The 14,946-nt window shown below is 67.1% G+C and carries 10 protein-coding genes and 1 pseudogene; 8 read left to right on the top strand and 3 right to left on the bottom strand.

Translation table 11 applies throughout. From position 1 onward, the window contains the following. Nucleotides 1-137: 137 nt before the first annotated feature. Nucleotides 138-986: a carboxylating nicotinate-nucleotide diphosphorylase gene (gene nadC, locus V0R59_RS31075; protein ID WP_330078338.1), complete on the bottom strand. Its 849-nt coding sequence runs from the start codon at nucleotides 984-986 to the stop codon at nucleotides 138-140. A 255-nt stretch (nucleotides 987-1,241) separates the two neighbouring features. Between nadC and V0R59_RS31070 the strand changes: the two genes are divergently transcribed. From V0R59_RS31070 to V0R59_RS32125, 5 genes and pseudogenes are all read left to right on the top strand, one after another. Continuing rightward, nucleotides 1,242-3,434, top strand: a complete 2,193-nt coding sequence (locus V0R59_RS31070; protein WP_330078337.1) for a DUF1631 domain-containing protein — start codon at nucleotides 1,242-1,244, stop codon at nucleotides 3,432-3,434. Nucleotides 3,435-3,514: 80 nt separating this feature from the next. Beyond that, nucleotides 3,515-4,075 carry a 1,6-anhydro-N-acetylmuramyl-L-alanine amidase AmpD gene (gene ampD, locus V0R59_RS31065; protein WP_330078336.1) on the top strand — a complete coding sequence of 187 codons (561 nt, stop codon included), beginning with the start codon at nucleotides 3,515-3,517 and terminating at the stop codon, nucleotides 4,073-4,075. A 3-nt stretch (nucleotides 4,076-4,078) separates the two neighbouring features. After that, nucleotides 4,079-4,912, top strand: coding sequence for a regulatory signaling modulator protein AmpE (ampE, locus tag V0R59_RS31060; protein WP_330078335.1), 834 nt, complete (start codon nucleotides 4,079-4,081; stop codon nucleotides 4,910-4,912). A gap of 193 nt (nucleotides 4,913-5,105) precedes the next feature. Further along, nucleotides 5,106-6,248 (top strand): annotated as a pseudogene (locus V0R59_RS32130) (HAMP domain-containing protein); the annotation flags it as partial. Continuing rightward, entirely contained in the window at nucleotides 6,228-7,103 is an 876-nt protein-coding gene (locus V0R59_RS32125; protein WP_375547428.1) for a methyl-accepting chemotaxis protein, read from the top strand. The pseudogene V0R59_RS32130 and the gene V0R59_RS32125, both read left to right, overlap by 21 nt. A gap of 125 nt (nucleotides 7,104-7,228) precedes the next feature. Here V0R59_RS32125 and V0R59_RS31050 read toward each other — a convergent pair whose 3' ends face one another. Beyond that, complete coding sequence (locus V0R59_RS31050) at nucleotides 7,229-8,008, bottom strand: TatD family hydrolase (protein WP_330078333.1); 780 nt, start codon at nucleotides 8,006-8,008, stop codon at nucleotides 7,229-7,231. A 1-nt stretch (nucleotide 8,009) separates the two neighbouring features. Next, entirely contained in the window at nucleotides 8,010-9,005 is a 996-nt protein-coding gene (gene cra / locus V0R59_RS31045) for a catabolite repressor/activator (protein ID WP_330078332.1), read from the bottom strand. A gap of 290 nt (nucleotides 9,006-9,295) precedes the next feature. On the opposite strand from cra, the gene ptsP reads away from it, so the two are divergent. The 3 genes from ptsP to V0R59_RS31030 are packed head-to-tail and all read left to right on the top strand — an operon-like array spanning nucleotide 9,296 to nucleotide 14,843. Further along, nucleotides 9,296-12,154: a phosphoenolpyruvate--protein phosphotransferase gene (gene ptsP, locus V0R59_RS31040; protein WP_330078331.1), complete on the top strand. Its 2,859-nt coding sequence runs from the start codon at nucleotides 9,296-9,298 to the stop codon at nucleotides 12,152-12,154. Beyond that, on the top strand, nucleotides 12,154-13,110 hold the full coding sequence (gene pfkB, locus V0R59_RS31035; RefSeq protein ID WP_330078330.1) for a 1-phosphofructokinase: 957 nt from the start codon (nucleotides 12,154-12,156) through the stop codon (nucleotides 13,108-13,110). Before ptsP ends, pfkB begins: the two co-directional genes overlap by 1 nt. After that, the gene (locus V0R59_RS31030) at nucleotides 13,107-14,843 is read left to right on the top strand and encodes a PTS fructose-like transporter subunit IIB (RefSeq protein WP_330078329.1); all 1,737 of its coding nucleotides are present in this window, start codon (nucleotides 13,107-13,109) and stop codon (nucleotides 14,841-14,843) included. Before pfkB ends, V0R59_RS31030 begins: the two co-directional genes overlap by 4 nt. The last annotated feature ends 103 nt before the right edge of the window (nucleotides 14,844-14,946 follow it).

Raw genomic sequence — 14,946 nt, 5'->3', positions numbered from 1 at the left:
GGGTGTGGGTTAGCTACATTCCTGGCCACCCGGGGGACGTGGTGGCCGGGGTTCCCCCCGCTTTTGCTTTAGTGATTTCACCATCGCAATCGCGGGTGAACCCGCTCCCACAAGTCCGCGTCGCTTTTGGAGGTTTCTCAGAGGCTCAGGCGCATCGACAGGTCCACGGCCTTCACATCCTTGGTCATAGCCCCGATCGAGATGTAGTCCACGCCGGTCTGGGCGATCACCCGCAGGGTGCTTTCATTGATGCCGCCACTGGCTTCCAGCTTGGCGCGGCCAGCGGTCAGGCGCACGGCCTCGCGCATCTCGTCCAGACTCAGCTCGTCGAGCATGATGATGTCGGCACCACCATTGAGCGCCTGCTGCAGCTCGTCCAGGCTTTCCACCTCGACCTCCACCGGCTTGCCCGGGGCGATGCGCCGTGCGGCAGCGATGGCTTCGGCGATGCCACCACAGGCGGCGATATGGTTTTCCTTGATCAGGAAGGCATCGAACAGGCCGATGCGGTGGTTATGGCAGTTGCCGCAGGTGACCGCGTACTTCTGCGCCAGGCGCAGGCCGGGCAGGGTCTTGCGGGTGTCGAGCAGGCGCACCTGGGTGTCAGCGACCTGGTCGGCCAGGAATTGCGCGCGGGTCGCCACGCCGGACAGCAGTTGCAGGAAGTTCAGCGCACTGCGCTCGCCGGTCAGCAGCGAACGGGCCGGGCCCTCCAGATGGAACAGCGCCTGGTTGGCGACGGCGCGGTCGCCGTCCTGGACCTGCCAGTGCACTGCCACCCGTGGATCGAGCTGGCGGAAGACCGCGTCGACCCACGCCGTCCCGGCGATGACGCAGTCCTCGCGGGTGATGATGGTGGCCTTGGCCAGGCGTTCGGCGGGGATCAGTTGCGCGGTGATGTCGCCGCTGCCGACATCTTCCAGCAACGCACGGCGCACGTTGGCTTCGATTTCGGCGGTCAGATCGGCGAGGCGTAGGTTCGGCATGACAAGCTCCACAAGCTAAGTGGCCGGGATTATAGGGCAGGCAGGGGCGTGCGCGCAGCAGCCGGCGGGCGCTGCGTCTACGGCGCGCCTTTGGTCGGGAAAGTTGAGCGTTTCGCTCGGAGTGCGGTCTACCCGTGGCTGGAGTTCCGCGCGTTGCCCTCTGGCGAACAGGAAATATTTTCAAGATAATGCGCGACCTATATTTGACGTCATGGTTTTGACGATTTCGAAGTGACCCCTCGCAAGGAGACCGGGATGCATAACGACGGGAAGGTGCTGCCCTTTCGCAGCGTCGCCAGCCAGGCGTCGAACACGCCCCTCGCTCGCCTGCCCGTCGCTTTGTTGCATGTGCGTGACAAGGCCGCATTGCAGTTGCGCCAGGCACTCCAGGTGTTGTTCGACAACGCCGACGACACCCTCTTCGAAATGGCCGACAAGGCCGTCACCAACAAGGAACAGAATCTCCTGTTCGAAGCCATGCGCGACCTGCGGCACAAGCGCAAGAGTATCGAGCGCGGCTTTCTCGACAGTTTCTATGCGGCGTTCATGGAAGTCGGCCACGGCGATCCACTGGCCGCCCTGCCGGCCCGCACCCCGGCCCATGACACCCTGAGCCTGGTGGCCAGCGACGAACTGGAGCGCACCGTGGCGGTGGACGGCATGGTCGCCCGGGTCCTGGCCCGCGACGGCTTCGCCCTCGGCCAGCTGACCCTGCGCCTGAACAGCCTGCTGCAACAGCGCCTGAGCGACCAGAACAACCCGCTGGGGCCGACCCTGCTCTGCGAATACTTCCTGCGCGCCGGGCGCAGCCTGGGCGTGGGCATCAAGGTCAAACTGATCCTGCTCAAGCTGTTCGAGCGCTATGTCCTGCGCGAGGCCGACCAGTTGTATGGCGAGGCCAACCAGTTGCTGGCCGCCACCGGCATTCTCCCCGAGCTCAAGGCCTTGCCGCTGCGCCGCGCCCAGGACCGGGCGATCCTGGAACCCCGGGCACCGGCCAACGAGGCCGACGACAGCAGCGCCAGCGAGGAGGTGGATGCCAATACCCAGGCGGTGTTTTCCTCCTTGCAATCGCTATTGCGCCCGGTGCGCGGGCGCCTCAACCCGCGTCTTGGCGGCGGCCCGCTGCGGCCGATCAGCAGCCGCGACCTGCTGCGCCTGCTGACCCACCTGCAACAATACGTGCCCGCCGGGCTGGAGCACGAAGACTTCGACCTGCGCCACCACCTCGAACAACTGCTGACCCGCCTCAGCGTGCAAAGCGGCAGCGGCCGGCGCATCGACGCCAGCGACGAGGACGTGATCAACCTGATCGCCATGCTCTTCGACTTCATCCTCGACGACCGCAACCTGCCCCATTCCCTGCGGGTGCTGATCGGCCGCCTGCAGATCCCCATGCTCAAGGTGGCGCTGCTGGACAAGCGCTTCTTCAGCCGTGCCACCCATCCGGCACGGCGTCTGCTCAACGAAGTGGCGGCGGCGGCCATGGGCTGGGACCAGCGCGACGACCAGCAGCGCGACCACCTGTACCAGCACGTGGAGACCCTGGTGCAACGCCTGCTGGACGACTTCAGCGACGACCCGGCGATCTTCAGCGAACTGCTCAACGATTTCCTCGCCTTCAACAATGACGAGCGCCGCCGCGCCGAGTTGCTGGAACAGCGCACCCGCGACGCCGAGGAAGGCCGCGCCCGAACCGAGCATGCCCGCGGCCGGGTCCAGCACGAGCTCAACCGGCGCCTGCAGGGCAAGCAGTTGCCGCGAATCGTCGTGCGGGTGCTGGAAGATGCCTGGAGCCAGGTGCTGTTGCTGGCCTGGCTCAAGCACGGCGAGACCTCGACCGCATGGCACGACGCGCTGCTGACCATGGACGAGTTGCTGTGGAGCGTCGGCCCGCTGGAGCGTCCGGAGGACCGCCAGCGCCTGCTGGAACAGGTGCCGGCGTTACTCAAGGCCTTACGTGACGGGCTCGGCGGCGCGGTGTTCGATCCGTTCGCCACCAGCGAGTTTTTCTCCGCCCTGGAAGCCTTGCATCTCGGCGCCTTCGAGCCCGCAGGCGGGCAGGACGAGGCGCCGGCCGCTACCGAGCGGGTCCTGGTGCGCGACGAAATCATCTTGCGTGGCCCGGAAGACTGGCCCGCCGGCGACAGCGAGCAGCGTCTCGCCGAGGACGATCCCGAGCTGCTCAGCGTGCGACGCCTGCAGGCCGGCAGCTGGATCGAGCTGCACGAGGACGATGAACCGCTGCGCTGCAAGTTGATTGCCTTGTTCGACGACAGCGATCGCTATGTCTTCGTCAACCGCAGCGGCATGAAGGTGCGCGAGTGGACTGCCATGGGCCTGGCGGTGGCGTTGCAGCGTGGTGATGTCAGCCTGCTCGACGACAGCCTGCTGTTCGATCGCGCCCTTGACTCCGTGGTCAGCCAGCTACGCCGCGAGCGCGGTTGAGCCCTCACACTTTTTAACGATACAGCGCCGGCCGGCTCGGGGCATACTGGTGCGGTGTCCCCCGTGTTTCAGGACTTTCTATGCAGCTGGATCGCACCACTGGCTGGTTCGCTGGCGTCACCCATTGCCCGTCCCCCAATTTCAACGCGCGCCCGGAGGGTGAAGCGATCGCCCTGCTGGTGATCCACAACATCAGCCTGCCGCCCGCGCAGTTCGCCACCGGTAAGGTTCAGGCGTTCTTCCAGAACCGCCTCGACCCGGCCGAGCACCCCTTCTTCGAGACCATCAAGGACCTGCGGGTGTCCGCTCACTTCCTTATCGAGCGCGATGGCCAGGTCACCCAGTTTGTCTCCTGCCTCGACCGTGCCTGGCATGCCGGCGTGTCGCGCTTTGGCGAGCGTGAGGGGTGCAACGATTTTTCCCTCGGTATCGAACTGGAAGGCACCGACGACCTGCCCTACAGCGATGCCCAGTACCAGGCGCTGGAATGCCTGACCCGGCAGCTGCGCGCCGCCTGGCCGGCCCTCGATGGCGAGCGCATCTGCGGCCACAGCGATATCGCCCCCGGGCGCAAGACCGATCCCGGGCCGGCCTTCGACTGGGCCCGTTACCGCGCCACCCTGCGGGACAAGGAGAACTGATCGATGACTTTCCTGGTGTTGTTGCTGGTGCTCTGGGTGGAGAAGTTCTCCGCCTTGCGCGTGCGCCTGCAGCGTGATGGTTTCTTCCTCGCTGAACTGGCGCGTCTGGAGCGCACGGGCAAGACCCCGCCGTGGTGGGTCCTGGCGATCCTGGTGCTGGCCCCGGTGGCGTTGCTGGCCTTGCTCCTGCACGTGCTGGACCCGGTGGCCTACGGCTTGCTGGCCTTGCCGGTGCATCTGCTGGTGTTGATCTACAGCCTTGGCCGCGGCGATGTGAAGGCATCCCTCGGGCCGTTCCGCGATGCCTGGCGGCGTGGTGACGAGCAGGCTGCGGTGCATGTGGCCGAGCGTGATCTGAAAGTGATCGCCGATGACGAGCAGAGCCTGTTGCACAAGGTCCAGGGCTACCTGCTGTGGGATGCGTGCCAGAGCTTCTTCGTGGTGATCTTCTGGTATGTGCTGCTGGGGCCTGCGGCGGCGCTGGCGTACCGGCTGCTGGCGCTGACGGCCGACAATGCCCGCAACCCCGCAGTCCAGGAGCGCGCCAGGCAACTGCGGCACGCCTTCGACTGGGCGCCGGTGCGGGTGCTGGCGGCGAGTTTCGCCCTGGTCGGCAACTTCGTCGCGGTCAGCCGGGTGATGCTGAATGAATTGCTCAACTGGCATATCGCGGCGCCGCGGCTGATCAACATCGCCGGACATGCGGCCGCGGAGTTGCCGGCGACGGCGCCGGCGGGCGAGGAAGGGCTGGCGGGGCTGGACAAGCTCTGGGAGCTGCTGCTCCGGTCGGCGGTGCTGTGGTATGCGTTCTTCGCCCTGTGGACCGTGTTGGGTTGAGATTTCCGGGACCGCAGCGCGGTCCTGAATACTGACTGTCTGGTCATTTACCTTAAGTTACAAAGCCTCCCTTCGATATGCGCTATACAAGTGCAGGAGCGTCGCCAATGGCTAACTGCCATTGCGCCGGACAACAATAAGAAATCGAAGGAGACGATCAGTGAAGAGCCTGTTGCGTCCGGCCATTGCGCTGATGAACCGCCTGAGCTTCGGCATGAAGTTCAGTCTGATCAGCGTCCTGTTCTTCCTGCCCATGCTGGTGACCAACTTCTATCTGGTCCGCGATTCCTACGCCAAGTTCAACGCCACGCGCATCGAGCTGCAGAGCCTCGACCTGCTGCGCGGCACCTTGGCCGTGCGCGGCGACCTGGAAACCCTCGGCAACCTGGTGCAGATCAACGCCGTGCTCGGCCAGTCCGGCAAGGCCGAGGATGTCGAGGCGCGCATCGCCAGCCTTGGCCAGCAGGTGCAGGCGAAACTCGCCGGGTTGCAGCCGGTGCACGATGACGAGGCGCTGGCCAAGACCTTCACCGACAAGCGCGATGAACTGCTCAACGCCCTGCGCGCGGCGCTGGGCGAATCGTCGTTGCTGGCCCAGGTGGCGCTGTTCGACAAACTGCAGACCCCGGCGCAGAACCTGCCGCGCCTGGTCGCCAGCCAGTCCGGGTTGAACCAGGATATCGACGGCGCCATGCGCCAACTGACCGAGCTGGTCACCACCGTCACGCCGCAGGTTACGCAGATCCTCGGCGAAGGCCGCGCCATGGGCGCCTATTCCCTGGGCCAGGGCTTTATCAACTCTACTGCCAGCACCCGCTTCGAAGACCTGCTGCTGAAGCTGGACAAGCTCTCCGCCGACTACGCCCTGAAGATCCAGGAAGCCCTGTCCGGTGACCGCCAGGCCGAAGCCCGCCTGGGCAGCCAGGCCGCCGCCAGCCAGGCGTCGCTGAAGCAGGCCGCCGAGCTGTTCGAAAGCCAGGTGGTGGTGGCGGAAACCCTCGATGCGCCGTGGGCGACTTTCTACAAGCAGACCAGCGACCTGATGGCCCGCACCTACAGCCTGAACGACGACACCGTGGCCTTCCTCGACCAGCAACTGCAAGGGCGCCTCGGCGAGTACCGCAGCCATATGATCCTGCTGGCGGTGGCGCTGGCCAGCGTGTTCTTCCTGGTGGTCTACCTGTACAGCGGCTTCTACGCCTCGACCCGCAACACCCTGAACAGTCTCGGCGAGGTGATGGACAAGGTGGCGGCGGGGGACATGACCGTCAGCTACCAGGTCCAGAGCCGCGACGAGCTGGGCGAGCTGGGGCAGATGTTCAATGGCACGGTGAAGCGTATCCATGACCTGATCGAGAAGGTTGGCCAGACCGTCACCGAAGTGGAACGCCAGGCCGAGCAGGTGCACCAGGTGTCGTCCCGCAGCAACCAGGCGGTGAGCGGCCAGCGTGGGCAGATCGAGCAGGTCGCCACGGCGATGAACCAGATGTCCGCCACTGCCCAGGAAGTGGCGCGCAGCGCGGCGGCGGCGGTGAGCAGCGCCCACAGCGTCAACCAGGAGACGGTCACCGGCCGCGGCCTGGTGGAGTCGCAGCAGGGCAGCATCGCCGGGCTGGCCAAGGAGATCGATCAATCGGTGGCGGTGATCAACCAGCTGGTCAGCGACAGCCAGGCCATCAGCCGGGTGTTGGAGGTGATCAAGAGCATCGCCGAGCAGACCAACCTGCTGGCGCTCAACGCCGCCATCGAAGCGGCGCGGGCCGGCGAGCAGGGCCGCGGCTTCGCGGTGGTGGCGGACGAAGTGCGCACCCTGGCCAAGCGCACCCAGCAGTCCACCGGGGAAATCGACGAGATGATCTCGCGGCTGCAGAACGGTGTTGGCGCGGCGGTGCGGGCGATGGACAGCAGTCACCAGATGGCGGCGGGCACGGTGAACCAGTCGCAGCAGGTGCAGCAGGCACTGGAGAACATCCTCGGGGCCATCGGCATGATCGTCGACCAGAACCAGCAGATTGCCGCTGCGGTGGAGCAGCAGACGGCGGTGGCCCATGACATCGACCAGAACATCGTGCAGATCAACCGGGCGGCGGAGCACACCACCCAGGGCGCACACCAGACCGAGGATGCCAGCCGGCAGTTGAGTTCGCAGGTGATGGAACTGAAGCAGTTGATCGGGGCGTTTCGGGTCTGATCTTCAGGGCCTCATCGCTGGCAAGCCAGCTCCCACAGGGATCTCTGCCAACCACAGGATTTGTGTACGGCGCGGACATTGTGGGAGCTGCGGTTCGGCGCTCCGACTTGCCAGCGATGAGGCCCTTACTGCCAACCAAACAACCGACAGGCATTCCGGGTGCTGGCCTCGGCCAGCACCTCCACCTCGATCCCCATGATCCCCGCCAACGCCCCGGCAATCTCCGGCAGATGCACCGGACTGTTCCTCACCCCCGGAAACATCGCGGGCGCCATGTCCGGCGCATCGGTTTCCAGTACCACGCTGTCCAGCGGCAACCGCGGCAGCACCTTGTGCAGGCGTAGCGCCTGTGGCCAGGTGGCGGCGCCACCGAGCCCGAGGCAGAAGCCCAGCTTGATGTACTCCCGCGCTTCCTCGTAGCTGCCGGCGAAGGCGTGGATGATCCCGCCGCGCTCCAGCCGGAAGCGCTTCAGGGTGGCGATCACCGCCGCATGGCTGCGCCGCACGTGCAGCAGCGCCGGCAAGGCGAAGTCACTGGCCAACTGCAACTGCGCCTCGAACAGCGCCTGCTGCCGCTCGCGATCGAGCGCTTCCAGGTAGTAATCGAGCCCGAACTCACCCACCGCGCACAGCTGCGGATCGCCATGGCAGTGCGACAGCCAGTCACCCAGCGCGTCGAGGTGGCGGGGCTGGTGATCGTCCAGATACACCGGGTGCAGGCCGAACGCCGCATACAGCCCCGGCTCGGCCTTGACCAGCTCCCATACGCGCTGCCAGTTGGCCTCGTACACCCCCAGCACCACCATCTTCTCCACCCCGCCGGCCCGCGCCGCCGCCAGCAGTTCGCGGCGGTCGGCATCGAAGTCGGGGAAGTCGAGGTGGGTGTGGGTGTCGATCAGGCGCATGTCAGCCCTTGAAGATCCGCTGCTTGAAGGTCCGCGCCACGGCATGGATGCCCGGCTGGTACTGCTTTTGTTCCACGGCGGCGAGGGCAAGTTCCAGCGCGGTCTCGGCGATCAGGCCATGTTGCTGGGCCATGGCGTTGACCGGCAGCGGCAGGAAATCGAGCAGTTGGGTATCGCCGAAGGTGCCCAGGTGCAGCGCACGAGAGTCCGCCGGGCGGGTCGAGAGCACGTCGAACACACCCTGCAGCAGCACGTAGGAGGTGGTCACCAGGGCATCCGGCAGGCGGCCTTGTTCGGCCAGCAGTTCGCTCATCAACTGGCGCCCGCATTCACGGCTGAACGCGTCGCCCTGGTACTGGCTGACCTTGCCGCTGAAGGCATGCAGGGCCTGGTCGAAACCGCTGGCGCGGGCCTGGCTGACGCTCAGTTCCGGGCGCGCGCCGATCAGGGCGATGTTCGCCGGCTGCAGGTCCAGCAGGCTGCGGGTCAGTTCCAGGCTGGCCGGCTGGTCGTCGCTGATCACCGAGCAGAACACCTTCGGGTCCATGTTGCGGTCGATGGCGATGATCGGCATGCCCTTGGCTTGCAGCTCGCGGTAGCTGTCATCGCTCGGCGGCAGGCAACTGGCGACGAACAGCGCATCGCAGCGCCGCGCGCGGAACAGCTGCTGCAACTGCCGCTCGCTGTCCGGCTGGTCGTCGCTGCTGGCGATCAGCAACTGGTAGCCACGCGCGCGTGCGCCCTGTTCGAGCTGCTTGGCGATGCGTGCGTAGCTGGGGTTTTCCAGGTCGGGGAGAATGAAACCGAGGGTCCGGGTGTGCCGGCTGCGCAGGCCGGCTGCCTGCGGATTGGGGGTGAAGCCATGGGCTTCGACCACAGCGCGGACACGCTCCACAGTCGCATTGCTGATGCGTTGCTGCTCGGCCTTGCCGTTGATGACGTAGCTGGCGGTGGTCACGGAGACACCGGCCAGACGGGCTATATCGCTGAGTTTCACCAGATTTTCCTTGTTATATGCCGGGGGCGGGCGCGAAGCCTGACCGGTCATTGTCGCCGATCCTGTGCCGGGGGCGCAGGCGACCATTGTCGCAATTGTCCGACACGAAAGGGCTTCTTTGTTCACAGGTTATCGAGTAACGTGCTCTTCATTTTCAAGTTAATCGTTTCAGCACGCTATTTTTCTGCCGCACCTTGGGCGTGCCAAAGGATCAGACAAGTACTGGCCCTATGCTTGTAACCACACAACAATACCTCGGCGCCGCCCTGGCGTTGCAAAAGGAGAGGACGATGCTCGAATTCACCACGGCGCAGATTGCCCTGGGTCAGGTGGCTGTGGATAAAACCGCCGCCCTCGGCCTGCTGGGCGCCCGACTGGTCGAGGATGGCCTGGTGGCCGAGGGTTACCTGGCCGGCCTGCAAGCGCGGGAAGCCCAGGGCTCGACCTACCTTGGCCAAGGCATCGCCATTCCCCACGGCACGCCGCAGACCCGCGACCAGGTGTTCGCCACCGGCGTGCGCCTGATGCAGTTTCCCGCCGGGGTGGACTGGGGGGATGGGCAAATGGTCTATCTGGCGATCGCCATCGCCGCCCGTTCCGACGAACACCTGCGCCTGCTCCAGCAACTGACCCGGGCCCTCGGCGAGGCCGATCTGGCCGATGCCCTGCGCGGCGCCCAGAGTGCCGACGCGCTGTTGCAGTTGCTGCAAGGCGCCTCGCCGGAGGTGCTGCTGGATGAGCGCAGCATCGGCCTTGGCGTGTCCGCCGACGATTTCGACGACTTGCTCTGGCAGGGTGCGCGCCTGCTGCGCCGTGCCGAGTGCGTGGACGCCAGCTTCAGCGCGCGCCTGCAACAGAAAGAGCCGCTGCTGCTGGGCGAAGGCTTGTGGCTGCTGTCCTGCGACCAGTCGGTGCGGGCACCGGGCCTGGCTTTCGTCACCCCGCAGCAGCCGCTGCGCCATCTCGGCCAGCCACTCAACGGCCTGTTCTGCCTGGCCAGCCATGGCGACGCCCAGCACGCTCTGCTGGATCGGCTGTGCACCCTGTTGATCGAAGGGCGCGGCCAGGAACTGCTGCGCGCCACCGCAGTGAATGGCGTGCTCGCCCTGCTCGGTGGCGCGGTGCCGGACGATTGGCCCAGCGCCCGCATCGCCCTGGCCAATCCTCATGGCCTACACGCGCGGCCGGCGAAGATCCTGGCGCAACTGGCCAAGGAGTTCGACGGCGAGGTGCGCGTGCGTGTCGCCGACAGCGCCGGCACGCCGGTGTCGGTGAAGAGCCTGAGCAAGCTGCTGAGCCTCGGTGCGCGGCGCGGCCAGGTGCTGGAGTTCAGCGTCGAGCCGGCGATCGCCGAAGCCCTGCCGCTGCTGCTCAAGGCGGTGGAGGATGGGCTCGGCGAAGAAGTCGAGGCGCTGACGCCGCTGGCACCGTTGCCGCAGGAACTGGATGAAGCCGATATCGTCCCGGTGATGCCGGTCGCCGGGGCGATCATCCAGGGCGTGGCGGCCGCCTCGGGCATCGCCAACGGTCCGGCCCATGTGCAGCTGCAGCAGGCCTTCGACTATCCGCTGCGCGGCGAATCCCCGGCGGTAGAGCGCCAGCACCTGCGCGCGGCCCTGGAGAGGGTCCGTGCCGATATCGACGAACTGATCCAGCGCAGCGACGTCACCGCGATCCGCGAGATCTTCATCACCCACCAGGAAATGCTCGCCGACCCCGGCCTGGCCGAGGAAGTGGAAGTGCGCCTGCGCCAAGGCGAAAGCGCCCCGGCGGCCTGGCTGGCGGTGATCGACAGCGCCGCGCGCCAGCAGGAATCGCTGCAGGACACCCTGCTTGCCGAGCGCGCCGCCGACCTGCGGGATGTCGGCCGCCGCGTGCTGATGCAACTGTGCGGCATCAGCGAGACACCTGAGCCGCAGCAACCCTATGTGCTGGTGATGGCCGAGGTCGGCCCCTCCGACGTGGCTCGCCTCGATCCGGCGCGGGTTGCCGGCATTCTCACCGCTCGCGGTGGCGCCACTGCCCACAGCGCCATTGTCGCGCGGGCGCTGGGCATTCCCGCCGTGGTCGGGGCCGGTGATGGCGTGCTGCTGATCGCCTCGGGCACCCCGCTACTGCTGGACGGTCAGCGCGGCCGGGTCACCGTCGATCCGGCCATCGACGTGCTGGCACACGCCCTGGCCGAACGCGAGCAGCGCGTGCAACGCCAGCAGGCCGCCGATGCCCGGCGCCTGGAGCCGGCGATCACCCGCGACGGCCATGCTGTCGAAGTGTTCGCCAATATCGGCGAAAGCGCCGGGATCGACCGGATAGTGGAGCAGGGCGCCGAAGGCGTCGGCCTGCTACGCACCGAACTGATCTTCATGGCCCACCCGCAACTGCCGGACGAAGCCACCCAGGAAGCGGAATACCGCCGTGTGCTCGACGGCCTCGCCGGCCGGCCGCTGGTGGTGCGCACCCTCGACGTCGGTGGCGACAAGCCGTTGCCGTACTGGCCGATCGCCAAGGAGGAAAACCCCTTCCTCGGCGTGCGCGGCATTCGCCTGACCCTGCAACGGCCCAAGGTCATGGAGAGCCAGCTGCGCGCCCTGCTGCGCGCGGCGGGTGACAGGCCGTTGCGGATCATGTTCCCGATGGTCGGCCAGATCGAGGAATGGCGCGAGGCGCGGCGCATGGTCGACCGGCTGCTGGAGGAAATCCCGGTGGCCGACCTGCAGGTCGGGATCATGATCGAGGTGCCGTCGGCGGCCCTGCTGGCCCCGGTGCTGGCGGCAGAAGTGGATTTCTTCAGCGTCGGCACCAACGACCTGACCCAGTACACCCTGGCCATCGACCGTGGCCATCCAAGCCTCTCGGCCCAGGCCGACGGGCTGCATCCGGCGGTGCTGAGCCTGATCGACATGACCGTGCGCGCCGCCCATGCCCATGGCAAGTGGGTCGGCGTGTGCGGCGAGCTGGCCGCGGACGCGCAGGCGGTGCCGCTGCTGGTGGGGCTGGACGTGGATGAATTGAGCGTGGCGGCGCGCAGCATTGCCGAGGTGAAGGCCCAGGTGCGCGCGCTGAGTATTGAACAGGCCCGCGGCCTGGCACGACAGGCGCTGGCCCTGGGCAGTGCCGCCGAGGTGCGGGCACTGGTGGAGATGCACTGATGGCGAAGATCCTGACCTTGACCCTCAACCCGGCGCTGGACGTCACCGTGAGCCTCGACGCCCTGCGTCCCGGCGCGGTCAACCGCGCCTCGGCGCAGCACAGCCATGCCGCCGGCAAGGGCCTGAACGTGGCCCAGGTGCTGGCCGACCTCGGCCACCAGCTGAGCGTCAGCGGTTTCCTGGGGGTGGATAACCTCGGCCCGTTCGAGGCCTTGATCCAGCAGCGCGGCTTCGTCGATGGCTTTATCCGCGTGCCCGGCGAGACCCGCAGCAATATCAAGCTGGTGGAAGCGAATGGCCAGGTCACCGATATCAATGGCCCGGGGCCGCAGGTGGACGAGGCGGCCCGCGACGCGCTGCTGCAACGCCTGGAGCAGCTGGCGCCGGGGCATGACGCGGTGGTGGTGGCTGGCAGCCTGCCCCGCGGGATCACGCCGCAATGGCTGGAACAGTTGCTCCTGCGTCTGAAGGGACTGGGCCTGAAGGTCGCCTTCGACAGCAGCGGCGGCGCCCTGGATGCCGGCCTGCGCGCCACGCCGTGGCTGATCAAGCCGAACACCGAGGAGCTGGGCGAAGCCGTGGGCCGGCCGTTGCACGGCCTGGACGAGCAGCGCGAGGCAGCGCAGCGCCTGCTCGACCAGGGCATCGCCCATGTGGTGGTGTCCCAGGGCGAGCAGGGCGTCAACTGGTTCAGCGCCGGCGGCGTGCTGCAAGGCGTGCCGCCGCAGGTGACCGTCGCCAGCACTGTCGGCGCCGGCGATTCGCTGCTGGCCGGCATGCTTCACGGCCTGCTGGCGGCCGAGCCTGCGCCGCAGACCCTGCGCCGCGCCACTGCCATCGCCGCCCAGGCGGTCAGCCAGATCGGCTTCGGTATCAACGACCGCGCGCAACTGGCGCAGCTGGAAGCCGGCGTACTTGTCCACAACCCCGACGCAGAACAAGAGGGTGCCCAATGAAACTCGCGATCATCACCGCCTGCCCCAACGGGCAGGTGTCCAGCGTGATCAGTGCGCGGCTGCTGGACGCCGCAGCGCAGCGCCTGGGCTGGAGCACCTGCGTCGAGCAGCATGACCCGGCGCACCCGGAGCGGCAGTTGTCGCCCGTGGCGCTGGCCGAGGCGGACTGGGTGCTGCTGGTCACCAGTGTGCCGCTGGACCTGCAGCGCTTTGCCGGCAAGCGCCTGGTGCAGAGCACACCGGCCCAGGCGCTGGGGGATGTGGATAACTTCCTGCGGGAGTCGGCGAAGCGCGCCGAGGTGTACCAGCCGGACGCGGCGGCAGCGGCCAGCGTGGCTGCGCCGGGGCAGAAGATCGTTGCCGTCACCGCCTGCCCGACCGGCGTGGCCCACACCTTCATGGCCGCCGAAGCCTTGCAGGTGGCGGCGCGGCAGATGGGCCTGGAACTCAGCGTGGAAACCCAGGGTTCGGTGGGGGCGCGCAATCCGCTGAGTGCAGCAGCCATCGCCGAGGCCGACGTGGTGCTGTTGGCCGCCGATATCGAGGTGCCCACCGAGCGTTTCGCCGGCAAGCGCATCTATCGTTGCGGCACCGGCGTGGCCCTGAAGCAGGCCAAGGCGACCCTGACCAGGGCGCTGGCCGAAGCCCGCGAGGAAAGCCCGTCCTCCGCCGGCCAGGCGCCTGCGGCACGCAGCGAGAAGACCGGGGTGTACAAGCACCTGCTCACCGGCGTGTCGTTCATGTTGCCGATGGTGGTCGCGGGCGGCCTGCTGATCGCCCTGTCCTTCGTCTTCGGGATCGAGGCGTTCAAGGAGCCGGGCACCTTGCCTGCGGCACTGATGCAGATCGGTGGCGAGGCCGCGTTCAAGCTGATGGTGCCGTTGCTGGCGGGCTATATCGCCTGGTCCATCGCCGACCGGCCGGGGCTGGCGCCGGGGATGATCGGTGGCTTGCTGGCCAGCACCCTGGGCGCGGGCTTTATCGGTGGGATCATCGCCGGCTTTCTCGCCGGCTACAGCGCCAAGGCCATCAGTCGCTGGCTGAAGTTGCCGACCAGCCTGGAGGCGTTGAAACCGATCCTTTTGATTCCGCTGTTCGCCAGTCTGTTCACCGGGCTGGTGATGATCTACGTGGTGGGCAAGCCGGTGGCGGGCTTGCTGGCCGGGCTGACCCAGTTCCTCGACAGCATGGGCACCACCAACGCCATCCTGCTCGGCATCGTCCTCGGCGCGATGATGTGCGTCGACCTGGGCGGGCCGGTGAACAAGGCGGCCTATGCGTTCTCCGTGGGCCTGCTGGCTTCGCAGAGCTACGCGCCGATGGCGGCGACCATGGCCGCCGGGATGGTGCCGCCGATCGGTCTGGGCATCGCCAGCTTCCTGGCCCGGCGCAAGTTCGCCCAGAGCGAGCGCGAGGCGGGCAAGGCGGCGCTGGTGCTGGGCTTGTGCTTCATTTCCGAGGGGGCGATTCCATTTGCCGCCAAGGACCCGCTGCGGGTGATCCCGGCCAGCATCGCCGGTGGTGCGCTGACCGGGGCGCTGTCGATGTACTTCGGCTGCAAGCTGATGGCGCCCCATGGCGGGCTGTTCGTCATGCTGATTCCCAATGCGATCAACCATGCCTTGCTGTATCTGCTGGCGATCGTGGCGGGAAGCTTGCTGACCGGGGTGGTGTATGCACTGGTCAAGAAGAGCGAAGTGGTGGAATTGGCGGTGCAGCCGGTGAAGGGGTAAGGCCGGTGCAAGGGCAACACGGACCTTGTGGGAGCGGGGTGACCCCCCCATGGGGGGGGGGATCCAAAAAATCAAAAGCGGGGGGACCCCCCCCCCCCAAAAA

Source organism: Pseudomonas ulcerans, from assembly GCF_036324125.1.
GTDB classification, from domain to species: Bacteria; Pseudomonadota; Gammaproteobacteria; order Pseudomonadales; family Pseudomonadaceae; genus Aquipseudomonas; species Aquipseudomonas ulcerans.
The sequence above is the reverse complement of the archived record's forward strand: the minus strand, read 5'-3'. Positions and strand labels throughout refer to the sequence as shown.

Coding starts and splice junctions, on each gene's coding strand:
- nadC (WP_330078338.1), bottom strand. CDS start 986: ATGCCGAACCTACGCCTCGCCGATCTGACCGCCGAAATCGAAGCCAAC.
- V0R59_RS31070 (WP_330078337.1), top strand. CDS start 1,242: ATGCATAACGACGGGAAGGTGCTGCCCTTTCGCAGCGTCGCCAGCCAG.
- ampD (WP_330078336.1), top strand. CDS start 3,515: ATGCAGCTGGATCGCACCACTGGCTGGTTCGCTGGCGTCACCCATTGC.
- ampE (WP_330078335.1), top strand. CDS start 4,079: ATGACTTTCCTGGTGTTGTTGCTGGTGCTCTGGGTGGAGAAGTTCTCC.
- V0R59_RS32125 (WP_375547428.1), top strand. CDS start 6,228: ATGTTCAATGGCACGGTGAAGCGTATCCATGACCTGATCGAGAAGGTT.
- V0R59_RS31050 (WP_330078333.1), bottom strand. CDS start 8,008: ATGCGCCTGATCGACACCCACACCCACCTCGACTTCCCCGACTTCGAT.
- ptsP (WP_330078331.1), top strand. CDS start 9,296: ATGCTCGAATTCACCACGGCGCAGATTGCCCTGGGTCAGGTGGCTGTG.
- pfkB (WP_330078330.1), top strand. CDS start 12,154: ATGGCGAAGATCCTGACCTTGACCCTCAACCCGGCGCTGGACGTCACC.
- V0R59_RS31030 (WP_330078329.1), top strand. CDS start 13,107: ATGAAACTCGCGATCATCACCGCCTGCCCCAACGGGCAGGTGTCCAGC.